Genomic DNA, 26,263 nt, shown 5'->3' with positions numbered 1-26,263 from the left:
CTTTCGAGGGGGGCCTTTCCGGCTTGACCGGATGGTCGCGCGAATTACTGCGCGGCGTCCTTCAGCTTCTTGAGCGGGCGAACCTTCACCTTGACCGAAGCCGGCTTGGCGGGGAACCAACGCTCTTCACCCGTGAACGGGTCCTTGCCGAAGCGCTTGGCCTTGGCGGGAACCTTCTGCACGGCAACCTTGAACAGGCCGGGCAGCGTGAATTCGCCAGCGCCCTTCTTGTCCACGGAACCCAGCACCGAGGTTTCCAGGCTAGCCAGAACGGCCTTGACGGCCTTGGCTTCAACGCCCGATTGCTCAACGATGTAAGCGACCAGTTGGGTCTTGTTCAGGGCAGCCTTGATGGCCTTGGGTGCAGCAGCGACCTTCTTGGCGGCGACGACCTTCTTTGCTGCGGGCTTCACAGCGGCCTTGGTGGCGGTTGCCTTCTTTGCGGGCGCCTTGACGGCGGGCTTGGTGACTTTCTTGGCAGGAGCTTTTGCTTTCGTGGCCATGGTCAAAATCCGTAGTTGAGGACATGGGGCAGCGCGCGCCGGGTATCGGCAATTAACGCTACGCGCCCGATGATAGCGGAAGACTCGCGGTTCTAGCGGCTTTCCTCCGGCATTTAAGCCACTGTTTGTTGTTTTCGACGCAGAAAAGTGCTTGCTGCAAGGGTTCCGTCTGAAATGACGCCGCGCAAAGCCCTGTTTTTGAGGCGTGGCGCCGCACTGAACCAAGCAAGCCCGCCGTGTTCCAATTGCGTGCGAAAAACCAAAATGCATGGATTCAACGTACTTATATGCTGATGAAGAAACTGGCGGCGAGCTTGCTCGTCGCGACCGCATGCCTGTCCAGCGCAATGGCGCAGCCGATGCCCGAACCGGTGTTGTCGGCCAAGGCCTGGCTGTTGCTGGATGAGACCAGCGGCCAAGTGATCGCGTCGCACGCGGCCACTACCCGGATTGAGCCGGCGTCGCTCACGAAGATCATGACGGCCTACGTCGTGTTCGAGGCCTTGAACAATAAGGAAGTGACGCCGGGGCAAATGGTGGTCATCTCGACGCGGGCCTGGAAAGTGCCCGCGGGCAGCTCGAAGATGTTCCTGGAGCCCGGCTCGAAAGTGACCGTGGATGACCTGCTGCGCGGCTTGATGATCCAGTCCGGCAACGATGCGGCCATTGCACTGGCTGAAGCCGTGTCCGGCAGCGTGGAAGCCTTCGTGGCGCGCATGAACGATACGGCGGCAAGGCTGGGCCTGCACGCCACGCACTTTGCCAGCCCGCACGGCCTGCCTGATCCGGGGACGTATTCCACGGCCAGTGACCTGTCCATCCTGGCGACGCGCTTCATCCGCGATTTCCCGCAGTTGTACAAGACCTACGATTCGGCCAAGCAGTTCACGTTCAACAAGATCACACAGCCCAACCGCAACCGCCTGCTGTGGCTGGACCCCAGCGTGGACGGGCTGAAAACGGGGCACACCGATTCCGCCGGCTATTGCATCATCGCCAGCGCGCGCCGTCCCAATGGCGCCGACCAGCGGCGCTTGATCACGGTGGTGGTGGGCACGGCGTCCGACAAGCTGCGCACGCAGGAAAGCCGGCAGTTGCTGGAGTGGGGTTTCCAGGGTTTCAATACCATCAAGCTGTACGCGCGCGGCCAGGCGGTGGCGTCGCCCGAAGTCTGGAAAGGCGAAAGCGACAGCCTGAAGGCGGGCTTCGCGCGGGATGCCTATGTGACCGTGCCGGCCGGCGCCAAAGTCGAGCCGGTGTGGACGCCGCAGCAGCCGTTGGTCGCGCCCATCGTGGCGCAGCAAACGGTGGGGGCCTTGCGCGTGATGGTGGACGGCAAGCCGGCGATGCAGTTTCCGGTAGTGGCGCTGGAGCCCGTGGCTGAAGCGGGATTCGCGGGACGCGCCTGGGACTCGGTCCGATTGTGGTGGCGTGGCCATTCTGGTTAGGGGGCGCGCCTGCTAAATGGGCGTTTGTTAAGGGGCGCTTGTTCAGGGGCGCGAGTACAGGGGCGCGAGTACAGGCGCGCTCGTCACGACGGCGCGCTTGCCCGGAGGTGTGCGATGGTGGTGAGCTTTCCTGGAGGTCCGGCGCCTGCGCCGGGGGCGGATGACCCGTTGGCGCTGCTGTCGGCGTGCCACGGGCGCATCGCGCGCCAATGCGCAACGCTGACGCGTCTGGCCGCGCATCTTTCCCTGCACGGCAGCGACGATGCCGCGCAAACGGCCGCCGCCAGCGTGTCGCGTTATTTCGATACCGCGGCCACGCACCATCACGAGGACGAAGAACAAGATCTGTTTCCCGCCTTGATTGAATCCATGGCGGGCTCGGATGCGGGTTGCCTGCACGCGCTGGTGCAGGGTCTGATGGACGAACATCGCCGCTTGGAAAGCTTGTGGGCGCCGTTGCGGGCGGAGCTTGCCGAGGTGGCGGCGGGCAGGCCGGCGGTTTTGCCCGCCGAGCAGGTCCAGGAATTCACGCAGGCCTATGCCGCCCACATCCAGCGCGAAGAAGACGAACTCTTGCCGATGGCGGCGCGGCTGGTGTCCGACGACGCGCTGATGGCCATGGGACACGCCATGCGGGCGCGGCGCGGCGGCGGGGCGGCCTGAGCCGTCCTACCCCGCTTGCGTTGCGCGTGTCACCGCGAGGGATTACGCTAGACGGCTTTCCACACATCAAGCCGCCGACGACGACACGGCGCGGGCAACAAGATGGAGCAGGCGACAAGATGACGCAAGGGGCAAGCAAACTGGCGACCCGCCTATTCGGTTCATGGGTGGAAGACGTCAGCCGCGTGACCTTGCGTGCGGATTTGTCCGCGGGCCTGCTAGGGGCCTTGCTGGTGCTGCCGCAGGGCGTGGCCTTTGCCACGCTGGCCGGGCTGCCCGCCGAATACGGCCTGTATTCCGCGATCATTCCCTGTATTGTCGCGGCGCTGTTCGGGTCCAGCCGCCATGTCATGTCGGGCCCGACGAATGCCAATTCGCTGGCCTTGTTCGCGGTGCTGACACCGCTGGCCGTTACCGGCAGCCCTGGCTACATCGAACTGGCGCTGGCGGTTACCGTGCTGGTCGGACTCATGCAGTGGCTCGTGGGCGCGCTGCGCCTGGGGTCGCTGGCGCACTTCATTTCACCGTCGGCCCTGTTTGGCTTTACCAGCGGCGCGGCCATCCTGATCGCGGTGCATGCCTTGAAGGACGGGCTGGGCGTGCCGTCGCCGGACTCTCATGGTGCGGGCGCGTTGCTGGTCAGCGTGGGCACGCATCTGGACCAGATACACCCGGGCGCGGTGATGGTGACGCTTGTGACCTTGGGCGTGGCCTTGCTGGCGCGCCGGCTTGATAAGCGCAAGCCCTACATGCTGTTTGGTCTGGTGGCCGGTGCGCTGGCGGCCGCCGCATTCAACGCCTGGGTCGCCACGCAGGGCGGGAGTCCTGTGTCGGTGGTGGGCGCCATCGCGCAACCGTGGCCGCCGTTTCATGTGCCGAGCGTGGATTGGCGCGCCTTGCCCGACCTGCTCAGCTTGGCGTTCGCGCTGACCATCGTGGCCTTGGCGCAATCTATTTCCATCGCCAAGGCGGTGGCCACCCGGTCTGGCCAGCGCATTGACGCCAATCGGGAATTCGTGGGGCAGGGGCTATCGAACATCGTCGGCGGCTTCTTTTCCTGCTATTTGTCTTGCGGGTCGTTGAACCGGTCTATTCCCAATTTTGAAGCGGGCGCCAGGACGCCGCTGGCGGCGGTTTTCTCCGCCGTGCTGCTGGTGGTGCTGGTGGCTTTGTCCGCCCCGTTGCTGGCCATGATTCCGAACGCCGCCATTTCCGGGTTGCTGTTGCTGGTGGCATGGACGCTGCTGGATATTCCGCGCTGGCGGCAACTGATCCGCATGCAGCCCGGCGAGTGCGCGATTGCTGCCGCCACGCTGGCCGCCACCGTCACCATCCGCATGGAAGTGGCAATTCTGCTGGGCACCGTGCTGTCGTTGATGGCGTATCTGCATCGCACTTCACGCCCGGCGATGCGCACGATGGGGTTTGATTCGCGCGCACCGGATCGGCGTTTCGTGGTGCTTGAGCACCAGCCCGACGCCTTGCCCGAATGCCCGCAACTGAAGCTCTTGCGCATGGAAGGGTCTATCTACTTCGGCGCGGCGGCCCACGTGGCACAGCGCTTGCACGAGCTGCGCGCCGTGCCCAATGCGCCGCGCCACCTGCTGGTCATGGCCAAGAGCATGAACTTCATTGACCTGGCCGGGGCACAGGTCTGGGAAGACGAACTGGCCGCGCGCCGCGCGATGGGGGGCGACCTGTATTTCCACCGCCCCCGGCCTGAAGTGATGGACATGTGGCGGCGCACGGGCTTTCTGGATCGGCTGGGCGCCGACCATATCTACCCCGATAAGGCAACGGCGCTGCGTTCGATCTACGCCCGGCTGGACCCCGATATCTGCGCCGGCTGCCAGGCCAGGATCTTCTGGGAATGCCCGCCGCCCAATCCCCAGAACATGGTTGATCCGCACGGGTCAGGCCGCACGGGTCAAAGCGCGGCTTGACGCCGCATTGCCGCACGGGATTCAGGGCGCTTCGGTGCCCAGGTAGGCGGCGCGCACCCGTTCGTCCGCCGCGATGACGGCGGGGGCGCCTTCGGCCAGCAGCGCGCCGCGCACCAGTACCGCGATGTGGTCGGCGTGCTTGAACACCACGTCCAGGCTGTGTTCCGTGAACAGCACGGCGATGCGCTGGGTGTCGGCCAACTGGCGCGTCAGCCGCATCAGTGCGTGCCGTTCGTTGGTGGCCATGCCGGCCGTGGGCTCGTCCATCAACAGCAGGCGCGGCTGGTGGGCCAGCGCCATGGCAAGCTCTACCCGCTTGACGTCGCCATAGGCCAGGGTGCCGCAGGGCGACTCGGCCTTGTCCGCCATTTGTACTTGCGACAACAAGGCCATGGCTTCGTCGGCGGCGTGCTGGTCGGCGCGGCGCCAGGGGCGAAACAGCAGGCGGTCGCGCGCCAGCAGTGCCGTCTGCACGTTTTCGCGCACCGTCATCGACCGGAACGTGGCGGCGGTCTGAAAGGTGCGGCCCACGCCTAGCCGGCAGATCTTGCCGGCCGACAGGCCCACCAGCTCTCGGCCGTCCAGCCGCACGGATCCGGCGTCCGGCCGTAGCTGGCCGCCCAGCACGTTGAAGCAGGTGGACTTGCCCGCGCCGTTTGGGCCGATCAAGGCCAGCATCCGGCCCGCTTCAAGCGTGAAGGACACGCCGGCCAGTGCGTCGATGCCGCCGAAGGATTTGCGCAAGCCTTCCACTTGCAGCAGGGCGCCGGTCTTCGTCATGCGCGCCTCCCGCGTAGCCGCGCCGCGGCGCCCGCCAAGCCGTCCGGGAAGACCATCACCAGCGCCAGGATGGCCAGGCCCAACACGGCGTGCCAGTACTCGGTGCTGCGCGCGGCGGTGTCTTGCAGCCAGGTGTAGGCAGCCGCGCCCACCAGCGGGCCCGCCAGTGTTTGCAAGCCGCCCAGCAAGACCATAACCAGCCCGTCCACCGAGCGGCTCACCGCCATCACGTCGGGGGCGATGCTGCCTTTGGAAAACGCATAGAGCGACCCCGCCATGCCGGCGGCGAAGGACGCCGCGACGAATCCTGCCCACTGTACGCGCCGGGCCTCCATGCCCAGCGCCTCGGCGCGCAAGGGCGAATCGCGCACGCCGCGCAGGGCATAACCCAGCGGTGAAAAAGCCAGGCGGCGCAGCCACGCGATGCCCGCCGCGCACACGGCCAGCGTCAGGTAATAGAACCAAGGTCCTTGCGTCAGCCACGGCGAGGGCCACAGCCCGATCAGGCCATTGCTGCCGCCCGTGACGTCATCCCATTGATAGGCAAGCGCCCAGAGTATTTGCGCGACGGCCAGTGTCAGCATGGCCAGGTACACGCCAGACAGGCGCACGCAGAACCAGCCGAACAGCAGCGCGCCGAACGCAGCCGCAAAGGGGCCCAGCAGCAGGGCGGCTTCCATTGGCACGGCCGCCAGTTTGAGCAGCAGCGCGGCGCCGTATGCGCCCAGGCCAAACCACGCGGCGTGGCCGAAAGAGGTCATGCCCGCCAGGCCGGTCAGAAAATGCAGGCTGGCCGCGAAGAGGGCGGCGATCAGGATCTCGGTCATCAAGATGCCCAGATAGGGCCACTGCAAGGTTGCGACGGGCACCAGCGCCAGCAGAAGCAGCAGCAGACCATAGGCCAGCCGCAGGCGGCGGCCGGCCGGGGCAATGGGGCGTTCGGGCGCGCTGGCATGGGAGCTTGGGGCGGGCGGTTTGCCCAGCAAGCCCCAGGGGCGTACCACCAGCACCACCGCCATCACGGCAAACTCGGCCAACAGGGTCAGTTTCGACAGGTTGAACACCCAGGGGCCGATGTGCACTTGCCCCAGGAAAACGAACACGGCCTTGACGGAACAGATCAGCAGCGCCGCCAGGAAGGCGCCGGGTATCGACCCCAGGCCGCCCACCACCACCACCACGAACGCGCTGGCGATAATCTCCAGGTCCAGCCCCAAGGTGGCGGGGACACGGGGGGCGGCAAGCGCGCCGCCCAGTCCGGCCAGGAAGGCGCCCAAGGTAAAGGCGGAGGTAAACAGCCAGGCCTGGTTCACGCCCAGCGCGGCCAGCATGCTGCGGTTTTCCGCCGCGGCGCGCAGCAGGCGGCCCCAGCGCGTGCGCATCAAAAGCAGCCACAGCAGGCCCAGCACGATGGGCCCGGCGGCGATCAACAGCAGGTCGTATTGTGGAAAGCGGCGGCCCAGGATCTGGACCGCGCCGGACAGGCCGGGGGCGCGCGCGGCGAATAAATCCTCGGGTCCCCAGATGGCCAACGCCGCATCGCCGATGATGAGCACGAGCGCAAAGGTGGCCAGCAACTGGAACAGTTCGGGCGCCCGGTACAGGCGCTTGAGCACCAGCCATTCGGCCGCGGCGCCGACCAGGCCGGTGGCCAGCGCGGCCAGCAACAGGCCCGCCCAATACGCGGGGCCGTCGCCGAACCAGGTGGTGAAGGTCCAGGCCAGGTAGACGCCCAGCATGTAGAACGAGCCGTGGGCGAAATTCACCACGCGGGTCACGCCGAAAATCAGCGACAGACCCGCGGACACCAGGAACAAGGCGCTGGCGTCCGCCAGGCCGTTAAGCAGCTGCGACAGCAGCCCCGACAGGTTCATCAGTGCGCGGGACGCATCTTGCGCACTTGCTCATCCGGCGGTTGCAGGCGGGCGCCGTCGATATAAGCGAAGTCTTTCATGATGCCCTTGCCGTCTTCCACGGCCGTCACACCCACGTAGACGCCCATCGTCGATTGATGGTCGATCTTGCGGTATTGGATCTGGCCGTAAGGCGTGTCCACCTTCAGGCCGGCAAAGGCGTCCACCAGTTTCTCGGTGTCCACGGCGCCGGCGGCTTTCAAGCCCTGGGCGATGGACATCAGTGACGCATAGCCCACCACTGACCCCACTTTGGGCGTTTCGTTGTAGCGCTTCTTGTAGGCCTCGACGAAGGCGGTGTTGGCGGGTGTGTCGATGGCATACCAGGGGTAGCCGGTCACGATCCAGCCGGTGGGGGTGTCGGCGCCCAGCGGTTCCAGGTATTCCGGCTCGCCCGACAGCACGGACACGACGGGCATGTTTTCGAACAGGCCACGGGTATTGCCTTCACGGACAAATCGGGTCAGGTCGGCGGCGAACAGCACGTTGAAAATGGCGTCGGGCTTGGCGTCGGCCAAGGCCTGCACCACCGCGCCGGCGTCCACCTTGCCCAGCGGCACGGCCTGCTCGGCCACGAATTCCACATCGGACTGGAACGACTTCATCATGGCCTTGAAGGTGGCCACGGCGGATTGCCCGTATTCGTAGTTGGGGTAGACGATGGCCCAGCGCTTCTTGCGTAACGCCAGCGCCTTGGGCGCAAGCGCCGCCACGTGCATCCAGGTGGAAGGGCGCAGGCGGTAGGTGTACCGGTTGCCCTCTTGCCAGGTGATCTTGTCGGTAAGCGGCTCGGCGGCCAGGAAGAACACCTTTTGCTGTTTGGCGAAGTCGGTCAGCGCCAGGCCGGTGTTGGAGAGGAAACCGCCAAACAGCAGTTCCACTTTCTCGCGGGCAATCAGCTCTTGCGCGGCGCGTACCGAATCGCCCGGGTTGCCGTTGTCGTCGCGCGAGATGACTTCCAGCTTCCTGCCCAGCACGCCGCCTTCGGCGTTGACCTGTTCCACCGCCAACTGCCAACCCTTCTTGTAGGGGCCCAGAAAGGCGGGAATGGCCTTGTAGCTGTTGATTTCGCCGATGCGTATCGGCGGTTCCTTGTCCTTGGCGACGGCAACGCCGACGGGCGTCAGCGCCAGGGCCAGGAGTGCGGGCGCAAGCGCGCGGCGCAGCAAAGTAAGGCAGGAGGGGAGCATGGCGGTATCGCAGGCGAGAGGTTTCAAGCGGGGCCAGGCGCGCGGCGCGCAGCCGGTAGCGGCCAATTGAAACATGCTCTTTTATGATCCTGCAATGAAAAAGGCCCTGCATTGCGGCAGGGCCTTTTTCGACTCACCAGAAACCGGCTGAATTACTTCAGCTTGGTTTCCTTGTAGTCAACGTGCTTGCGAGCGACCGGATCAAATTTCTTGATCAGCATCTTCTCGGGCATGTTGCGCTTGTTCTTGGTGGTCGTGTAGAAATGACCCGTGCCGGCAGTCGACTCGAGCTTGATCTTTTCGCGGATACCTTTGGCCATGTCGTGCTCCTAGTATGTAGATTGGCGGGGAGGCCGATTAGGCCATTTCGCCGCGGGCACGCATTTCGGCCAGCACGGCTTCGATGCCGTTCTTGTCGATCGTGCGGATGGCCTTAGCCGAAACACGCAGGCGAACCCAGCGGTTTTCGCTTTCAACCCAGAACCGGCGCGATTGCAGGTTCGGCAGGAAGCGACGCTTGGTCTTGTTGTTCGCGTGCGAAACATTGTTGCCCACCATCGGGCCTTTGCCGGTCACTTGGCATACGCGTGCCATGGATGCACCTCTTTATGTCGTTCTTGTCGCGCATCGCTTGGGGGAGGTAGACAGGGTTTTAGCCGCCGGGCTGTGTAGTTCGCATTGGTGCGCGTTGTATTGCGCTGCGTTGCCGGCCACCCAGTCTTAGTGGATGAGGGGCAAGTGAAACCTGCCCCGTGCTTATACCCGCTGCCTGCCATCCGCCGTGTACTTGAGGTATCTACCAAAGTACCGAAATGCGCGGTTGGGGTCAGAGTGCTGAACTACAAAGCATAGTAGTCCCGCACGGGAAACTTCATGTGAAGACCAAGATTCTAATACGAATATTGCCTGTAGATCAAGCGGTCAAGCTTGCGCGGTGTGCGTTTGCGCGACACGACCCGAAATCCACGACAGGCAGGCGCAGGTTGCCAGGGTGGTGGTCAGGGGCAGGGCGCTATCCGTTTGCCAGGCGCTGACGGCGAATCCGGCCAGCGCGCCGCAGGACAATTGCAGCGTCCCCAATAAGGCGGACGCCGCGCCCAGGCGCTTGCCTTGCTCCGACAGCGCCAGCGCCGCCGAGTTCGGGTTCACGAAGCCCTGGCTACCCATGTAGCCGATCAGGCACACCATCAAGAGAGGCAGCGTCATCCAACCGGCCAATGTCAGGGCCACCGCCACCAGGCTGGCCGAAGCCAGCGAGATCAGCGCCTTGCGCTGCAACTCGCGAGGCGTGTAGGTGCGCAGCAGGCGGGCGCTGATTTGCGAGCAAATGATGAGCGACAGCGCGTTGGTGCCGAACAGCAGGCCGTAATACTGGGGCGCCACACCATACAGTTCGATAAACACGCGCGGCGAACCAATGATGTAGGCGAACATACCGGCCTGGCCAAATCCGCCCGCCAGGCTGTGCGCCATGAAGCCGCGATGCGCGAACAGATCACGGTAGTTGCGCAGGATGGTGCTCCAGCGCAGCGGCACGACGCGCTCGGGCGCCAGCGATTCCTTCATGATCTTGGCGACGGCGAACATCAGCATCGCGCCGCCGGCAAGCATGATCCAGAACAGGCTGCGCCAGGACGTAATGGCCAGCAATTGCCCGCCCAGCAACGGCGCCAGGATGGGAGCCAGGCCCATGATCAGCATCAGCAGCGACATGGCGCGCGCCGCTTCGTGGGTTTCATAGTGGTCGCGGATGACCGCCCGTGGGATCACGATGCCCGCCGCACCGCCCATGGCTTGCACCACGCGCCAGCCGGTCAACGCTTCAACGGAGCTGGACAGCGCGCAACCCAACGAGGCCACCATGAAAAGCGCCAGGCCGACCATCAGCGGCGGCTTGCGGCCAAAGCGGTCGGCCATCGGCCCGTAGAACACCTGCGCCAGCGCCAGGCCGATCAGGTAGGCGGCCAGCGTGCGTTCGACATCGCCTCGGGACACGCCCAGATTCGCCGCAATGGTCGGGAATGCGGGCAGATACATGTCGATGGCGAACGGGCCGATCGCAGTCAGCGCGCCCATGAGGATGAGCCAGCCGGGCAGGCCGCTACGGGAAACAGATGATGGGGACATGGTGATCGCGGTAAAACGCAGGGGACAGGGCGCGCCGACAGTTACCCGCCAGCCGTGCGCCAAGCGAGCGACTGTATCACGGGCCGCCTTACAGCAAAATGTCGGGAACTATCCGATAAAGTCGCCGACGACCCGCTCATGTTCAGAGGAGAAACCGTGAATCCTTTGCTGTCTGTCGTGCAACGCAAACTTGAAGCCCTGCCTGTGCCCGTCCAACTGGTGCTGCCTGATGGCGCGGTGCTGGGGCCGCCTGACCCGCGCGTGCGCTTCGTAACGCATGACAAGGCGGCGCTTGTCCATCTGGCCGAAGGCGGCGTGGGCGTGCTGGGGCAGGACTACGTGGAAGGGCGCATCGATATCGAAGGCAATATGCGCGACGTGATGGCGGCGGCGGCGGCGTTGTTGCCCGGCTCGCCGGTGGAGGCGGCGCGTAGCGGATGGCTGACCGAACTGGTGCGCCGCGTGATGTCGGTGTGGCGCCACTCCATTGAGCGGGACGCCAAGCAGATCGAGTTCCATTACGACCTGTCCGACGATTTCTACGCCCTGTGGCTGGACCCGCGCCGCGTCTATTCCTGCGCGTACTTCCGCACGCCGGACATGACGTTGGCGCAAGCCCAGGAAGCCAAGCTTGACCTCATTTGCCGCAAGCTGCGCCTGCGCGCAGGCGAGCGCTTTCTGGATGTGGGCGCGGGCTGGGGCGGCCTGCTGCTGTGGGCCGCCGAGCACTATGGCGTGGACGCCACCGGCATCACGCTGTCGCGCAACCAGCATGCGCATGTGACGAAGCTGATCCAGGAAAAGGGCCTGGCCGGCCGGGTTCGCATGGAACTGCTGGATTACCGCAAGCTCGACGAGTCCACGCCCTACGACAAGATTGCCTCGGTGGGCATGTTCGAGCACGTGGGCCGGGCACAGTTGGAAGGCTACTTCGCCAAGCTGCGCCGCCTGCTCAAACCGGGCGGGCTGATCATGAACCATGGCATTACGGCGGCGGGCGTCTACAACCCCGAGCTGGGCAACGGCATGGGCGAATTCATTGAAAAATACATCTTCCCCGGCGGCGAATTGACGCATATCAGCGTGGTCATGCAGGCCATGACCAACGGCGGGCTGGAAGAGGTGGACGTTGAAAACCTGCGGCCGCATTACGCGCGCACGCTGTGGGCCTGGAGCGATGCGCTGGAAGCCCGCCTGCCCGAAGCGGCGCAAGTGTTGAGCGGCGAGCAAGGCGCGCGGTCCTTGCGCGCCTATCGCTTGTATCTGGCGGGCTGCGCCATGGCGTTCGAGCACGGTTGGATTGCCCTGCATCAGATTCTGGGCCAGACGCCTGCCGTGGGCAGGCCGGACGAACTGGATAACCCGCCGGACTTGTCTTACCCGTGGCGGCGCGACTACATGTATGCGGACGGCGGGGCGTCGTGGGCGCCGAAAGCTGAATAACTCCTGAATATAAACTGAATATTTGCTGAATCTTTGCTGAATATTTGATGAGATTTGACGGGCGGCGTGCGTTCAAAGCGACCCGCCTTCAACTTTTGGCGCGTCTGAAACGCCTGGAATGTACTAATACGAGAAAAATATTTACTGAATGCATCAGTCATTTGAAACCAATATTCCCCAGGGAAATTCGGGGTTTCATCTCGGTTGCTTCAGGGTAATCCCCGATCTTTTTCGCCTGAAATGTATCGGTTCGCTTCAGCCTTGGGGTTGGGCGCCGCAGCAATTTCGTTTAAGATGCTGCCTTCTTCGTTCAGTTTTGTTCAATTTCTGTGGGTTTTCAAAAATCGTGTTTTTGAAACTCCTGTCTTGCAAGAATCCGCGCCTTTGCGGTTCCTCTTGTCGCTAGTGTCGGTTTGTATTGGCGGTTCTGCCCGTCTTCCGCACAACCCCCTTAGCTCCACGGCACTTCCAGGCCAGGCCTGGCGTGTGTCCTTGAACCTATGGAGGCAAAAAGCCAATGCGTTTTACCCCTGTCAAGACCCTGGCCGCCGCGGCCGTCATGTTTGCCTTTGCTGGCGTGGCCCAAGCCGCTGACGCCCCCGAATGCGAGATCAAGCGCCCGGTCAATTTCGGCGCCATGAACTGGGAATCCAACCTGGTTCTGGTTGATGTCGAACGTTTCATCATGGAAAAGGGCTACGGTTGCAAGACCGAAACCCTGCCGACGGAAACCTTGCCCGCCCTGGCCGCGCTTGAGCGCGGCGACCTGGATATCAATACCGAGATCTGGCTGAACAGCGTGGCCGATCCCTGGGATCGCGCTCAAAAGACCGGCAAGGTCAAGCGCATTGGCGACATCTACATGGGCGCCGAAGGCTGGTACATCCCGCGCTACACCGCAGAGCGCCTGCCCGAGCTGAAGTCGGCCGCCGACCTGCCGAAGTTCAAGGACGAATTCAAGGACCCGGAAGAGCCCGGCAAGGGCCGTTTCTACGGCTGCCCGGCGGGCTGGGGTTGCGAAGTCACCAGCAACAACCTGTTCCACGCCTTGAAGCTGGACGACACCTACACGCTGTACTCGCCCGGCACGGGCGCCGCGCAGAAAGCCGCGCTGATGTCGGCCTACAAGCGCAAGCAGAACGTGGTTTTCTACTACTGGTCGCCCACGCCGCTGGTTGGCGCGATGGACCTGGTCAAGCTGGATATGCCGCCCTATGACGCCGAAAAGCACAAGTGCCTGACGTCGACCAAGTGCGCCAAACCCGAACCTAGCGCCTACCCCGACAACCCCGTCTTCACCGCCGTGAACACCAAGTTCTCGGAAGAAGCGCCCAAGCTGACCGAGTTCCTGTCCAAGGTATCGGTGCCGCTGCCGGTCATCAATGAAACCCTGGCCCACATGGAAGAGTCCGGCGATGAGTCCAACGCCGTGGCCAAGTGGTTCCTGAAGAACAAGCCCGACGTCTGGACCAAGTGGGTTCCTGCTGACGTCGCCGGGCGCGTCCAAAGCGCGCTGTAACGGTATCCGGTGTTGGCCGCGCGCCGTCATGGCGCGGGCCGGCCCGGTTTGCCGCGAGTGTCGGCAGGCCGGGACACCGCCAGGTGAAAAGCCCTCAAGGAAAAAGCCTTTAAGGAAATAGCCCTTAAGGGAAAAGTCGATAAGGGGAAAGCCCTTAAGGGAAAAAGCCTCACGGCGGATTTCACGCCCAGGGTTTTTTCCCCTGAGATGGCCGCTGGCAGGGCGCTTGCGCCCGGCCGCCAGCAATAGGCGTTGCACCGCATGCAGCCTGCTTTCGTCAAGAAAGCCCTCTGGCCGCATGCCCATCCGGAATCCGGAATGCGTGGCGGCCCCTGCCGCCGGAAAGCGCCCAAGAATGGAGTCGAAACTATGTTTCCTGAAATTATTCCCGCCCGCCAGGTCAGGGCGGCGATCGACGGGTTCGTCGATCACCTGGTCACCAACTACGCCGACACGCTAGAGACTCTGTCTCAGCCGGTGCTGCACGCCCTGGTGTGGTTGGAGCAATTGTTGCGCAGCTCGCCCTGGTGGGCCGTGGTTGGCGTCACCGTGGCGATCGCCTGGGGCGTCAGCCGCCGCATCGGCCTGAGCCTGGCCATGGGCGCGCTACTGTGCATGATCGGCGTGCTGGGCCTGTGGGACGCCGGCATGCAGACCTTGGCGCTGATGATCATGGCCGCCGGCCTGTCGGTGCTGATCGGTATTCCGCTGGGTGTGCTGATGGCTCGCGTGAACTGGCTGCGTTCCATCATGCTGCCGGTACTGGACGTGATGCAGACCATGCCCAGCTTCGTGTACCTGATTCCGGTCGTGATGCTGTTTGGCCTGGGCAAGATTCCCGCCATCATCGCCACCGTCATCTACGCCGTGCCGCCGCTGATCCGCCTGACCGACCTGGGCATCCGCCTGGTTGACCGCGAAGTGCTGGAAGCGTCGCGCGCCTTTGGCGCCAACCCGCGCCAGCAGCTCTTCGGCGTGCAGTTGCCGCTGGCGCTGCCCAACATCATGGCGGGCATCAACCAGACCACGATGATGGCGCTGTCCATGGTGGTGATCGCCTCGATGATCGGCGCGCGCGGCCTGGGCTATGAAGTGTTGCTGGGCATCAACCGCCTGGAAGTGGGGCGTGGCCTGTTGGCGGGCCTGGGTATCGTGGTGCTGGCCGTGCTGTTCGACCGGATCACGCAATCGTATGGACAGCGCATGCGCATGGGAGGCCAGCGATGAGCAAGATCGAAGTCAAGAACATCTACAAGGTCTTTGGATCGCATCCGAAGAAGTGGCTGGAAGCCGCCCAGGGCGGCATGAGCAAGGAACAGCTGTTGGCCGAAAGCGGCCACACGCTGGGCCTGCGCGACATCAGCCTGTCCATTGAAGAAGGCAGCATCTACGTCATCATGGGGCTGTCGGGCTCCGGCAAGTCGACCTTGATCCGCCACTTCAACCGCCTGATCGAGCCCAGCGCCGGCCACATCCTGGTGGATGGCGTGGACGTCGTCAGCTTGAACAAGCGCGACCTTGAAGTCTTCCGTCAAAAGAAGATGAGCATGGTGTTCCAGCGCTTTGGCCTGTTTCCGCACCGCACCGTGCTGGACAACGCCGCCTACGGCCTGACCGTGCAGGGCGTGGGCCGCGCAGAACGTGAAAAGCGGGCGCTGGACTGGCTGGAACAAGTGGGCCTGGCCGGTTTCGAAAACCAGTACCCGCACCAACTGTCCGGCGGCATGCAGCAGCGCGTGGGCCTGGCGCGCGCGCTGGCCACCGATGCCGAAATCCTGCTGATGGACGAAGCGTTCTCGGCGCTGGACCCGCTTATCCGCCGCGAAATGCAAGACCAGTTGCTGCAATTGCAGGCCAAGCTGAACAAGACCATCGTGTTCATCACGCACGATCTGGACGAAGCGCTGCGCCTGGGCAACCGCATCGCCATCCTGAAGGACGGCGAGCTGGTGCAGGAAGGCACGCCGGAAGACATCCTGCTGAACCCGGCCAACGATTACGTGCAGTCGTTCCTGCAAGACGTGAACCGCACCAAGGTGCTCAACGCCACGCACGCCGTGAACCCGGCGCGCCTGACCCTCACGATGCGTTCGCGTCCGGCGCACGCGCTGGACCGCATGCGCGCCATGGACTACGAATACGCGCCGGTGTTGGACGGCAAGCGCCTGGCCGGCGTGTTGACCGCGAAGGCGGCCGAGCAGGCCATCCAGGAAGGCGTGCGCGACGTGTCGCGCTTTGTTGAGGACCTGGCCTCGGTGCCCGCCACGGCGGGCCTGGGCGAAGTGCTGGCGCAGCTGGTGCATAGCGATCAGCCGGTAGCCGTCACGGGCGAGGACGACGAATTCCTGGGCATGCTGTCGCGCAAGAAGGTCGTGGAGCTGGTGACCCCGGCGCTTGCGGAAACCACGCCGGAACCGGCCACCGCCGAACTTGAAGGCCAACCCGCTCCCGAGCATCGGGGCGAAGCGGCCTGATCACCGGCGCGCCGTTCCTGGCGTGCTACCCATGGCGCTGCCTGTTTCCCGCGGCGTCCAGCGTTTGAATTTTGCCCGCGTGCAATCAGTTGCACGCGGGCAAAGTCGTTTTATGATGGCTGGCCGGTCACTAGCCCGGCCATCCCCATTCGCATAATCGGAAAGCGCCATGCCCATTTTGAATGTCCAGATCCTGCAAGGCCATTCGGCCGCTCAGAAGGCCGCCTTGCTCACGGCCGCGTCCAACGCGGTGGTTGAAAGCATTGCCGCGCCGCTGCCCAGCGTGCGTATCGTGTTGCAGGAAGTGCCCGCCGAAAACGTGATCGTGGCGGGTGAGATCGGCAAGCGCATGGTGCGGGTGGACGTGGCGCTGATCGAAGGGCGCGACGAAGCCAAGAAGGCCGCGCTCATCGCCGCGCTGAACCAGGCCGTGTGCACCAGTATCGACATCTCGGGTGACGACGTGCGGGTGCTGATCCGCGACGTGCCCAAGATGGACATGGGCGTGGCCAACGGCATCAGCGCCAAGGCAGCCGGCCGCTAAGGCAGCCGCGCAGCCACGCAGCCACGCTCGCGCGCAGCAGCACGGTCACGCAGTAGCGCTGTCGCGCGGCAGCTACGGCCCGCGCGCTACTGCGTCTTCAGCCCCAGTTCGGCCACGAAGCGTTTTTCCTCCGCCACTTGCCTGACGGCGAATTCCGTATAGGCCGCGCTGTCCATCAGCATGTGCGGCTGGTCCGCCGTTTCCAGGGCGCGGTTGTACTCGGGGTCGCGTGCCGCGCGGTGAAAGGCCTTTTGCAAAACGACCACCGTCTTCGGATCCATGCCCTTGGGGCCGGCGATGCCCACGGGGTTGGTCGCAACAATGGGGTAACCCAGTTCGGTCATGGTGGGCACCTCGGGCACGCGCTTGGCGCGCGCATCGCCGATGATGGCCAACAGGCGCGCGCGTCCCGTGTCGATCATCGGGCCCCAGCCCGCGTCCGCCACCATCTGGATGTGGCCCCCCAATAGCGCCGTGGTTTCTTCCGCCGCGCCCTTGTACGGAATGAAATTGAACGTCGTGCCGGTCAGCCTGGACAGGCGTTCGATGGCGATGCGGCCCGAACCGCCCGCGCCCGTGGCGCCGTAGCTGATCTTCTCGGGGTGGGCGCGCGCATCGGCGATCAGTTCGTCCAGCGTCTTCCAGGGTGCATCCTGGCGCACCACGATGCCGTAGGAATAAGCCGTCATGCAGGCGATGTAAGTGAAGTCCTGCACGGGGTCGTAGTTCACCTGTTGCAGGAACGGGTAGCGAAACAGCGTGCCCACCACCACCGACACCGTGTAGCCGTCCGGCGCGGCGCTGTGCGCCATGGCGGCCGGCCCCAGCGTGCCGCCCGCGCCTGGCCGGTTGGCAATGACGACGCTCTGGCCCAGCTCGCGCGAGGCCGCCACCGCCAGCGCGCGCATTTGCGTATCGGTGGCGCCGCCGGCGGGAAAGGGCACGATCAGCGTAATGGGCCGCGTCGGAAAGGTGGCCGCGCGCGCGGCCGGGCTGAGCGCCAGCGCGGTGGGCAGGGCAAGCCCCAACCCAAGGCCCAACTTGAGCAGGCTGCGGCGTCTGGGCAAGGCGATGCTGCAAGGATGATCCGTCATGGTTGTCTCCGTCCTGATTGTTATGGGCACAGCAAGAGGGGGCGGGCCTGGGCCTTACAGCGCGATGCCACGCTCGGCCAGGCTGGCGATGGTGGCGTCGTCATAGCCGGCTTCACGCAGGACCTGGGCAGTGTGTTCGCCCGGCAGTGGGGCCTGGCGGTGGATGGCGAACTGAAAGCCGGACATCTTCACGGGGCTGGCGAGCTGCGCGGCCGGCCCGTAGGCCGGATGCCGGGACGCCTGCACCATGCCGCGCGCGGTGAACTGCGGATGCGCCAGGCTTTCAGACAGTTTCAGCACGGGCGACACGCAGCAGTCCGCGCCCTCCAGCAGATCCAGCCAATGCGCCAGCGGCCGCGAGGCAAACAGTGCTTGCAGTTCAGACCGCAGCCACGCCTGTCGCGCGGGGTCGCCATCGCGGTGCAGCGGCAGCAGGTCGGGCCGTTCAATCCGCTTGCACAGCGTGTCCCAGAATTTTGGTTCCAGCGCCGCCACGGCCAGGTAGCGCCCGTCTTGCGCGCGGTACTGCCCGTAGCAGGCCAGCGCGCCCGACAGCGTGTCGCCGCCCGCCGGGCGGGTGTCGCCATGCGCGTTCAGCGTGGCCAGCGGCACCACCGCGCCCGCCAGCAGGCCGTCGGCAATGGCGATGTCCACATAGCGCCCTTGCCCCGTGCGTTGCGCGTCCACCAACGCCGCCAGAATACCCATCACCGCCGTCAGCGAGCCGCCCAGAATGTCCGCCATCGGCAGGTTGGACAGCGCGGGTTGATCCGGCCCGCATCCCATCTGATCGGCCACGCCCGCGTAGGCCGAATAATTCAGGTCATGGCCCGCCGCATCGCTCAGCGGCCCGTTCTGGCCGTAGCCGGTGATGCTGCAAACCACCAAGCGCGGGTTGTGCCGCGACAAGGTCGGGTAGTCGGCCTTCAGGCGCGCGGCCACGCCGGGGCGAAAGCTCTCGATCAGCACGTCGGCCTGCCGAGCCAGCGCCGCCAGCACGGCCTGCCCGTCGGGGTGTTTCAGGTCCAGCCGCAAGCCCCGCTTGTTGCGGTTGCACACGGCGCGCAGCGCGGGGGGCGCGTAGTCCCCCGCCTGCGTGTCTTCGATCTTGATGACGTCGGCGCCCAGGTCGGCCAGGTACTGCGCCCCCAGCGGGCCGGGCAGCAAGCGCGACAGATCCAGGACTTTGATACCCGCAAGCGGAGCGGTGTTCGGCGTATCCAAAGAGGGACTCCGGTAAATACGAAGAGGCGGCCGGACTAAGGCAAAAGCCAGTCTAGGCGGGGCTTTGCGGCGAACCAATGGCGAAATCGCTGATTCGGCTTGGCGGGAATGCTCACGCCGGGCGTTCCGTGCCCGCATGCCTTTCGCTACCATCGACGCAGACGGTTCACGCCCCAGCCGTAGGAATCCGCCATGACGCATCACACCATTGCCGTGGGGCACATCGCCCAGATCCTGCAAGGCGCCCGCACGCGCGGCGTGGACGTTGAGCGCGTGCTGCGGCGCGCGGACGTGCCGCCTGCCTTGTTGCAGGCGCCGATGGCGCGCGTGTCGCAGGCGCAGTTCGCGCAAATTTTGCGGATGCTGCGACGCGCCACGCGCGACGATTTCCTGGGCATGGGACTGCGCCCGGTGCCGCTGGGCGCCTTTGCCCAGGCCTGCCGCCTGGCGGTGCAGGAAAGCACGGTGGGCCAGGCACTGCGCGTGGCGTTTCGCTACTACCACGGCGTGCTGCGCGACTTCACCGCGCGGCTTTGCGTGGCGGGCGACACCGCGCGCATCGTGCTGGACGCCCGAAGCGAACCCGGCTGCACGCAGTGGTATGGCGAACGTACCTTCCTGTTCTTCACCTTGGGCGTGGCCAACTGGCTGGCGGGCCGCCGCATCCCCATCCTGGGCGTGGACTACCACGCGGGCACGCGCAGCGCCGACGCGCAACGGGTCTTTCACGCGCCGGTGCGCTACGGGCAGCCGGTCACCGGCCTGTGGCTGGAATCGCGTTGGCTGGCCTTGCCCGTGGTGCAGGACGCCCAGGCGCTGCATGCCTTTCTGGCCAACGCCCCCTTTGACCTGCTGGTGAAGTATCAAGACCGCGCCACGCTGACCGACCGCATCCGCCGCCTGCTGCGCAACGACCTGTCTGCCGAGTTGCCGTCCTTGGCGCAGGTCAGCGCGCAATTGTCGATGACGCCGCAAACGCTCAGGCGCCATCTGCGCGAAGAAGGGCAGGGCTTTCAGGTGCTGAAGGATGACTTGCGGCGCGACGCCGCCGTTGAATACCTGGGCCGGCATGACTTGTCCCTGATGGAGATTGCCGAGCGCTTAGGCTTTTCCGAACCCAGCACGTTTCATCGCGCCTTCAAGAAATGGACGGGCGTGTCGCCGGGCGAGTATCGCCGTAATCAACTGGCGTGCGGCCCCACCCCGGCCCCCGACCCCGGCCCCGACCCCGGCCCCGACCCCGGCCCCGACCCCGGCCCCGACCCCGGCCCCGACCCCGGCCCCGCCCGCGTGATGCCGGGCGCTGACACTTTCCGCCAATCCATTTGATGCCTGCGGCCATTGCCGCGTTGCGCGCCCGGCGGGAAGCTATGGGCCAGGCAACGGGGGTGCGCAAAGCACTCCAGGAGAAACAGGCATGAATAGAAAAGTTTGGGTGGCCGGCGTGGGCATGATCCCCTTCAGCAAGCCCGGCGCAAGCGAGCCTTATTCCGTGATGGGCATGCGCGCCGCGCGGGAAGCCCTGCAAGACGCGGGCGTGCCGTACGACGCCGTGCAGCAGGCCTACGCGGGCTACGTCTACGGCGATTCCACGTCGGGCCAGGCGGTGGTGTATGGCGTGGGCCTGACCGGCATTCCCGTCTTCAACGTCAACAACAACTGCGCCAGCGGCTCGTCCGCCTTGTTCCTGGCCCGTCAGGCCGTGGAAAGCGGCGCGGTGGAATGTGCACTGGCCGTGGGCTTTGAACAGATGGTGCCGGGCGCGTTGAAAAGCGTTTATGAAGACCGGCCGTCGCCATTGACCGGATTCATCGAGGCGATGACCGACGCGCAAGGCTATGACACCGGCAAGCCTCGCGCCGCGCAGTTCTTCGGCGGCGCCGCGCGCCGCTACATGACGCAGCACGACATCCGCGCCGACACCTTCGCGCGCATCTCCGTCAAGGCGCGCCAGCATGCGGCGCGCAATCCCTACGCCGTCTTTCGCCAGACCGTCACGCTGGCCGACGTGATGGATGCACCGATGATCTTCGAGCCCTTGACGCGCTTGCAATGCTGCCCGCCCACCTGCGGCGCGGCGGCCGCCATCCTGTGCTCGGACGACTTCGCGCGTCGGCATGGCTTGAAGCCCGCCGTCAGCATCGCGGCGCAGGCCATGACCACCGACACGCCCTCCACCTTCGACTCCGGCGACATGCGCTGCCTGGTCGGCTATGACATGACCCGGGCCGCCGCCGACCAGGTCTACGAGGCCGCGGGCGTGGACCCCGACGATCTCGACGTGGTGGAACTGCACGACTGCTTCACGGCCAATGAACTGATCACCTACGAAGGGCTGCGCCTGACGCCCGAGGGCAGCGCCGAAAAATTCATCCTGGATGGCGACAACACCTACGGCGGGCGCGTCGTGACGAATCCGTCGGGCGGCCTGCTGTCCAAGGGCCATCCGCTGGGTGCAACCGGCTTGGCGCAATGCGCCGAGCTGGTCTGGCAACTGCGCGGGCAGGCCGACCTGCGGCAAGTGGAAGGCGCGCGGCTGGCCTTGCAGCACAACCTGGGGCTGGGCGGCGCTTGCGTCGTCACGCTGTACCAGGCGGCATGAAACAGGAGACAAAGACGATGGGTACGCTAGACGGCAAGGTGGCGCTGGTGTCCGGATCCGGACGCGGCATTGGACAAGAAATTGCGCTGAAGCTGGCGCATGAAGGCGCGAAAGTCGTGGTCAACGACCTGGACCCGGCGCCCGCCAACGATACGGTCGCCATGATCCGCCAGGCGGGCGGGCAGGCGCAGGCGTGCCCCGGCAGCGTGACCGCGCCCGGCTTTGCCGAGCGCTTCGTGGGCGCCGCCATCGACACCTTCGGCGGGCTGGACATCATTGTGAACAACGCCGGCTACACCTGGGACAACGTCATCCAGAAGATGACCGACGAGCAGTGGGACGAGATCCTGGCCGTACACCTGTCGGCCCCGTTCCGCATCCTGCGCGCCGCGTCCGGCTTCATCCGCGAAGCGGCCAAGGCCGAGGCCGCCGACGGACGCGAAGTGTTCCGCAAGGTGGTGAACATATCGTCCACCTCGGGCGTGATGGGCAACGCGGGGCAGGCCAACTACGCGGCGGCCAAGGCCGGCATCAATGGCCTGACGCGCGCCATGGCCAAAGAGTGGGGGCGCTACAAAGTGAATGTGAATAGCGTGGCGTTCGGCCTGATCAAGACGCGCCTGACCGAAGCCGCGGCCGATGGCGACGCCACGTTGGACATCGAGGGGCGGCAGATCAAGGTGGGTGTGAATCCGCAGGTGCTGAAAAACGCCGAAAGCCTGATCCCGCTTGGCCGCGCGGGCACGCCTGCCGAAGCGGCGGGCGCTGTGTATCTGTTCTGCCTGCCCGAATCCAACTACGTCAGCGGACAGGTGCTGGTCGTGGGCGGCGGCCGTCCTTGATCGGGGATAAGTCAATGGATACTCCAATGGAATCCCGCCCCGGCTGGATGGACGCCGACCTGACGCTGTTCCAGGATTCCACGCGCCGCCTGTTCGAAAAAGAGTTCGCGCCCGACGAGGAAAAATGGCGCAAGCAGCAACACGCCGATCGCGACATCTGGCACAAGGCCGGCCGCATGGGGCTGCTTTGCGTCAGCATGCCCGAGGCCTATGGCGGCGCGGGCGGCAGCTTCGCGCACGAGGCCATTGTGGCGGCCGAACAGGCGCGCGCCATGGTCTATGGCTTCAGCAACAACGTGCACAGCGCCATCCTGGCGCACTACATCCTGAACTACGGCACCGAGCCACAAAAGCAGCGCTGGCTTGCCCGGATGGCCACGGGTGAACTTGTCGGCGCCATCGCCATGAGCGAGCCCGGCGCCGGGTCCGACCTGAAAAGCGTGCGCACCACGGCCAGGCGCGACGGCGACGCCTATGTCATCAACGGGTCCAAGACGTTCATTACCAACGGCTTGCACGCCGACCTGATCTGCGTGGTGGCCAAGACGGACCCTGCGGCCGGATCGCGCGGGGTCTCGTTGATCATGGTGGAAACACAGGACCTGCCCGGGTTTCGGCGCGGCAAGCTGCTTGAAAAACTGGGCCAGAAAAGCCTGGACACCACCGAACTGTTTTTCGACGACGTGCGCGTGCCGGCCGGCAACCTGCTGGGCGAAGTGGAAGGGCGCGGCTTTGTGCAACTGATGCAGCAACTGCCGCGCGAACGCCTGCTGATCGCGGTGGGGGCGGTGGCCACGATGCGGCGCGCCATCGACGACACGCTGGCCTATACCCGCACGCGCCAGGTGTTCGGGCAGCCGCTCATCGACATGCAGAACACGCGCTTCAAGTTGGCCGAATGCGAAACGGTAGCCACCATCGCCGCGCGCTTTGTCGACGACTGCATTACGCGGCAATTGCAAGGTACGTTGGACCTGTCCACCGCCGCCATGGCCAAGTGGTGGACCACGCAAATGAACTGCCAGGTCATCGATGAATGCCTGCAACTGCACGGCGGCTATGGCTACATGCTGGAAACGCCCATCGCACGCATGTATGCGGATGCGCGCGTGGGAAAGATCTACGGCGGGTCAAACGAAATCATGAAAGAAATCATCGCGCGGGGCATGACCGCCTAGCGCGGACAGCACCTTGCGCGGGAACCCGGAGACACGGATGCAGCAAGCGCATTTGCGGTATTGGCCCAAGGGGCTGCCGACGCACATCAGCCAGCCTCGGTCCAGCCTGTACTTCAACCTGGAGGCCGCGGCCACGCGCTATCCCGACAAGCCCGCCATCGTGTTCTACGACATGGTGCTGGACTACGCGCGCCTGAAGCGCGAGGTCGACGCCATGGCCGGCTATTTGCAGCACGGCGCGGGCGTCAAGGCGGGCGACCGGGTGCTGTTGCTGAGTCAGAACTGTCCGCAATTCATCATTGCCTACTACGCGGTGCTGCGCGCCGACGCGGTGGTGGTGCCGGTGAACGCGATGAGCACCGAAGACGAGCTCGCGCATTACCTGCAAGACAGCGGCGCACAGGTGGCCTTTGCCGCGCAGGAACTGGCGCCCCGGCTGGCACGCTTTGTTGAGGACGGGCGCCTGGACCGCATCATCGTCCACACCTATTCCGACTACCTGGGCGCGGGGGATGACGATGACCGGGTGGTGCCACCCGACTGGGTCGCCGCGCCGCGCCACAACGCCGAGGCATCGGGTGGCGTGCGTGGCGCCGTGCCGGGGACGGTGTCCGGGGCTGTGCCCGCGTCTGCGCCCGCGTCTGTTCCCGGGTCTGTTCCTTGGTATGGCGCGCTGGCGGTCAACGCCCCGCCCGCGCCGCATAAAAGCCGCGCGCAGGACCTGTGCCTCTTGCCCTACACGTCCGGCACCACCGGCCGCCCCAAGGGCTGCCGCCACACGCACGGCACGCTGGGCGCGGCGGTGACGGGCTCGCAGCTCTGGCGCGGCCTGACGTCGGAAGCCGTCATCATGGGCGTGGCGCCGCTGTTCCACCTGCTGGGCATGCAGAACTGCATGAACCTGCCGATCCTGTTGGGCGCCACGGTCGTGCTGCTGCCGCGCTGGGACCGTCAGGTGGCCGCGCAACTGATGGCGCGGCACCGCGTCAGCGTCTGGGCCGCGCCGCCCGCGATGGTTGTCGACTTTTTCGCGCAGCCGGAGATTGAATCGTTCGACCTGTCGCGCCTTGCCTTGTTGTGCGGCGGCGGCGCGCCCATGCCCGAGGCGGTGGCGGCGATGCTGGCCGACCGCTACGGCATCATCTTCAACGAAGCCTACGGCCTGACCGAGACCGCTTCGTTCCTGCACTGCAACCCCATGCACCGCAACAAGCGCCAGTGCATCGGCGTGCCGACCTTCGGCGTCGATACGCGGGTGGTCGACCCCGCCACCTTGCAAGCGTTGCCGCCCGGCGAAGTGGGTGAACTGGTGACGCGCGGCGCGCAGGTCATGCAAGGCTATTGGAATAACCCGGCCGCCGATGACGAGGCCTTCTTCATGCTGGATGGCGAGCGCTACTTTCGCACTGGCGACCTGGGACGCATGGATGAAGACGGCTATTTCTTCATCACCGATCGGCTCAAGCGCATGATCAACGCATCGGGCTACAAGGTCTGGCCGGCGGAAGTCGAGAACGCCTTGTACGAACATCCCGCCGTGCACGAGGCGTGCGTGGTGGGCGTGCCCGACGACTGCCGAGGCGAAACGGTGAAGGCCTTGCTGGTGCTGCGTCCCGAAGCGCGAGACAGCGCCCGCGAAGACGAGGTGATTGCCTGGGCCCGCGCGCGCATGGCGGCCTACAAGGCGCCACGCATCGTTGAGTTCGTGGACGCGCTGCCCAAGTCCAGCACCGGGAAAATCCTGTGGCGCCAGTTGCAGGAGGCGCAACGCGCGACAGCCTAAGGCGGCGGGTTGGTGGCCAACCGCCGCAATTCGTTCAGCAGTTTCGCGGCAGGCAGGGGCAGCAAGCCATGGCTACGCCGGAACGCCGTCAGCGTGCGCGTGTCGGAGGCACCGGGGATGGGCAGGCGGTCCAGCAGGCCGGCGCGCTGTTCGGCGTAATACATGGGTTCGGGCATCCACCCCAAAAAATCCGAGTGCGCGATCAGGTTCTTCAACACGGTGATGGACCGCGTTTCAACCGTGACTTCGGGCGTGGGCAGCCGATGCCGCGTGAATAGCGCTTTCATGTGTTCGAACGGGCCGGTGCCGCGCGGCATGATGGCCCACTTGTGCGTCAGCGTGTCGGCCAGGCTAAGCGCGCGGCGCTCGCGCAGCGGGTGGGCGATGGCAGCCACCACGTAGCTGGTGTCTTCCCAACAGCAATCCGGCACCGAGATGATCTCGTCGGTGTCGTGGGTGTGAGCGCCCAGAGCCAGGTCGATCTCGCGCGACAGCAAGGCGCCGGCCAGTCGGTCCCAAACCCCTTCCACCACTTCCACCTGCAGCATTGGCCACCGCTGGCAGGTGCGGGTCAACGCGGTCGGCAAGATTTGACAGGCGATGCTGCCCACGGCGCCCACGCGTATCGTGCCTTTGGCCAGGCCGAGTAGCGCGCGGATTTCCTCTTTGGCGCCTTCGGCATCGCGCAGCAACGAGGTGGCATGCGGCAGCAGGGCCAGGCCAATGTCGGTCAGTTGCATGCCTTTGGAATGCCGTTCGAACAAGGGCGCGCCAACGTGAACTTCAAGCCGGCGGACGATGCGGCTTAGCGCGGACTGCGTGACGTGCATGGCGTCGGCCGCGCGGCCAAGGCTGCCAGCCGCAACGACCGCGTTGAATGCCGCCAATTGGTGAAGATCGAATGGCATGCCAAAGCGTAATGACTTTGTCTCGATATTTCAATTCTCAAGTCTGCTAGGGGGGGCGACACTCTGCCGTCCTCGTTGACGGTGC

At 65.2% G+C, this 26,263-nt stretch carries 23 protein-coding genes; 13 read left to right on the top strand and 10 right to left on the bottom strand.

Features of this window, described 5'->3' with window-relative positions; genetic code table 11:
* Positions 1–44: 44 nt before the first annotated feature.
* A complete protein-coding gene (locus ACE04A_RS04600) occupies positions 45–503 on the bottom strand; it encodes an HU family DNA-binding protein (RefSeq protein WP_100856970.1) in 459 nt (152 codons plus the stop codon).
* 287 nt (positions 504–790) lie between these two features.
* Between ACE04A_RS04600 and ACE04A_RS04595 the strand changes: the two genes are divergently transcribed.
* From ACE04A_RS04595 to ACE04A_RS04585, 3 genes are all read left to right on the top strand, one after another.
* Positions 791–1,951 carry a D-alanyl-D-alanine carboxypeptidase family protein gene (locus ACE04A_RS04595; RefSeq protein WP_447990771.1) on the top strand — a complete coding sequence of 387 codons (1,161 nt, stop codon included), beginning with the start codon at positions 791–793 and terminating at the stop codon, positions 1,949–1,951.
* A 114-nt stretch (positions 1,952–2,065) separates the two neighbouring features.
* Positions 2,066–2,614 (top strand): hemerythrin domain-containing protein, encoded by a 549-nt coding sequence (locus ACE04A_RS04590; protein ID WP_279997431.1) that lies wholly within the window; start codon positions 2,066–2,068, stop codon positions 2,612–2,614.
* 119 nt (positions 2,615–2,733) lie between these two features.
* A complete protein-coding gene (locus ACE04A_RS04585; RefSeq protein ID WP_448717622.1) occupies positions 2,734–4,557 on the top strand; it encodes a SulP family inorganic anion transporter in 1,824 nt (607 codons plus the stop codon).
* A 21-nt stretch (positions 4,558–4,578) separates the two neighbouring features.
* On the opposite strand, the gene ACE04A_RS04580 is transcribed toward ACE04A_RS04585, so the two are convergent.
* The 6 genes from ACE04A_RS04580 to ACE04A_RS04555 all read right to left on the bottom strand — a co-directional run bounded on the left by ACE04A_RS04580 (position 4,579) and on the right by ACE04A_RS04555 (position 10,516).
* On the bottom strand, positions 4,579–5,337 hold the full coding sequence (locus tag ACE04A_RS04580; RefSeq protein ID WP_448717620.1) for an ABC transporter ATP-binding protein: 759 nt from the start codon (positions 5,335–5,337) through the stop codon (positions 4,579–4,581).
* Entirely contained in the window at positions 5,334–7,211 is a 1,878-nt protein-coding gene (locus ACE04A_RS04575) for an ABC transporter permease (protein WP_448717619.1), read from the bottom strand. Before ACE04A_RS04575 ends, ACE04A_RS04580 begins: the two co-directional genes overlap by 4 nt.
* Positions 7,211–8,440: an ABC transporter substrate-binding protein gene (locus ACE04A_RS04570; protein WP_100856964.1), complete on the bottom strand. Its 1,230-nt coding sequence runs from the start codon at positions 8,438–8,440 to the stop codon at positions 7,211–7,213. Before ACE04A_RS04570 ends, ACE04A_RS04575 begins: the two co-directional genes overlap by 1 nt.
* A 152-nt stretch (positions 8,441–8,592) precedes the next feature.
* On the bottom strand, positions 8,593–8,760 hold the full coding sequence (rpmG, locus tag ACE04A_RS04565) for a 50S ribosomal protein L33 (protein ID WP_003810296.1): 168 nt from the start codon (positions 8,758–8,760) through the stop codon (positions 8,593–8,595).
* Between the two features lie 37 nt (positions 8,761–8,797).
* Positions 8,798–9,034: a 50S ribosomal protein L28 gene (gene rpmB / locus ACE04A_RS04560; RefSeq protein WP_050447723.1), complete on the bottom strand. Its 237-nt coding sequence runs from the start codon at positions 9,032–9,034 to the stop codon at positions 8,798–8,800.
* 327 nt (positions 9,035–9,361) lie between these two features.
* The gene (locus tag ACE04A_RS04555; protein WP_448717647.1) at positions 9,362–10,516 is read right to left on the bottom strand and encodes a Bcr/CflA family multidrug efflux MFS transporter; all 1,155 of its coding nucleotides are present in this window, start codon (positions 10,514–10,516) and stop codon (positions 9,362–9,364) included.
* 207 nt (positions 10,517–10,723) lie between these two features.
* Here ACE04A_RS04555 and ACE04A_RS04550 point away from each other — a divergent pair, with 207 nt between their 5' ends.
* The 5 genes from ACE04A_RS04550 to ACE04A_RS04530 all read left to right on the top strand — a co-directional run bounded on the left by ACE04A_RS04550 (position 10,724) and on the right by ACE04A_RS04530 (position 16,547).
* Positions 10,724–12,010: a class I SAM-dependent methyltransferase gene (locus ACE04A_RS04550; protein ID WP_448717617.1), complete on the top strand. Its 1,287-nt coding sequence runs from the start codon at positions 10,724–10,726 to the stop codon at positions 12,008–12,010.
* A 517-nt stretch (positions 12,011–12,527) separates the two neighbouring features.
* Entirely contained in the window at positions 12,528–13,529 is a 1,002-nt protein-coding gene (locus tag ACE04A_RS04545; RefSeq protein WP_279997435.1) for an ABC transporter substrate-binding protein, read from the top strand.
* 369 nt (positions 13,530–13,898) lie between these two features.
* The gene (locus tag ACE04A_RS04540) at positions 13,899–14,756 is read left to right on the top strand and encodes an ABC transporter permease (protein ID WP_100856960.1); all 858 of its coding nucleotides are present in this window, start codon (positions 13,899–13,901) and stop codon (positions 14,754–14,756) included.
* The gene (locus ACE04A_RS04535) at positions 14,753–16,003 is read left to right on the top strand and encodes a quaternary amine ABC transporter ATP-binding protein (protein ID WP_259245667.1); all 1,251 of its coding nucleotides are present in this window, start codon (positions 14,753–14,755) and stop codon (positions 16,001–16,003) included. The genes ACE04A_RS04540 and ACE04A_RS04535 overlap by 4 nt, the downstream gene beginning before the upstream one ends.
* A gap of 169 nt (positions 16,004–16,172) precedes the next feature.
* Positions 16,173–16,547 (top strand): tautomerase family protein, encoded by a 375-nt coding sequence (locus ACE04A_RS04530; RefSeq protein WP_448717614.1) that lies wholly within the window; start codon positions 16,173–16,175, stop codon positions 16,545–16,547.
* A gap of 86 nt (positions 16,548–16,633) precedes the next feature.
* Here ACE04A_RS04530 and ACE04A_RS04525 read toward each other — a convergent pair whose 3' ends face one another.
* Together ACE04A_RS04525 and ACE04A_RS04520 are read right to left on the bottom strand one after the other, a co-directional pair.
* Positions 16,634–17,641, bottom strand: a complete 1,008-nt coding sequence (locus ACE04A_RS04525; RefSeq protein WP_448717612.1) for a tripartite tricarboxylate transporter substrate binding protein — start codon at positions 17,639–17,641, stop codon at positions 16,634–16,636.
* A gap of 54 nt (positions 17,642–17,695) precedes the next feature.
* Positions 17,696–18,865, bottom strand: coding sequence for a CaiB/BaiF CoA transferase family protein (locus tag ACE04A_RS04520; RefSeq protein WP_485819892.1), 1,170 nt, complete (start codon positions 18,863–18,865; stop codon positions 17,696–17,698).
* A 192-nt stretch (positions 18,866–19,057) separates the two neighbouring features.
* On the opposite strand from ACE04A_RS04520, the gene ACE04A_RS04515 reads away from it, so the two are divergent.
* From ACE04A_RS04515 to ACE04A_RS04495, 5 genes are all read left to right on the top strand, one after another.
* Entirely contained in the window at positions 19,058–20,194 is a 1,137-nt protein-coding gene (locus tag ACE04A_RS04515) for an AraC family transcriptional regulator (protein ID WP_448717609.1), read from the top strand.
* Between the two features lie 88 nt (positions 20,195–20,282).
* Positions 20,283–21,467 (top strand): lipid-transfer protein, encoded by a 1,185-nt coding sequence (locus tag ACE04A_RS04510; RefSeq protein WP_485819891.1) that lies wholly within the window; start codon positions 20,283–20,285, stop codon positions 21,465–21,467.
* A 17-nt stretch (positions 21,468–21,484) separates the two neighbouring features.
* Positions 21,485–22,309, top strand: coding sequence for an SDR family NAD(P)-dependent oxidoreductase (locus ACE04A_RS04505; RefSeq protein ID WP_448717607.1), 825 nt, complete (start codon positions 21,485–21,487; stop codon positions 22,307–22,309).
* Between the two features lie 26 nt (positions 22,310–22,335).
* Positions 22,336–23,487 (top strand): acyl-CoA dehydrogenase family protein, encoded by a 1,152-nt coding sequence (locus tag ACE04A_RS04500; protein WP_448717606.1) that lies wholly within the window; start codon positions 22,336–22,338, stop codon positions 23,485–23,487.
* 37 nt (positions 23,488–23,524) lie between these two features.
* Positions 23,525–25,270 (top strand): long-chain-fatty-acid--CoA ligase, encoded by a 1,746-nt coding sequence (locus tag ACE04A_RS04495; protein ID WP_259245674.1) that lies wholly within the window; start codon positions 23,525–23,527, stop codon positions 25,268–25,270.
* On the opposite strand, the gene ACE04A_RS04490 is transcribed toward ACE04A_RS04495, so the two are convergent.
* Positions 25,267–26,178: a LysR family transcriptional regulator gene (locus ACE04A_RS04490; protein WP_448717605.1), complete on the bottom strand. Its 912-nt coding sequence runs from the start codon at positions 26,176–26,178 to the stop codon at positions 25,267–25,269. The two genes, ACE04A_RS04495 and ACE04A_RS04490, sit on opposite strands and share 4 nt — an antisense overlap.
* Positions 26,179–26,263 lie beyond the last annotated feature (85 nt).

The organism is Achromobacter colocynthidis (assembly GCF_057334535.1).
This window is presented reverse-complemented; position numbering and strand designations above follow the sequence as displayed.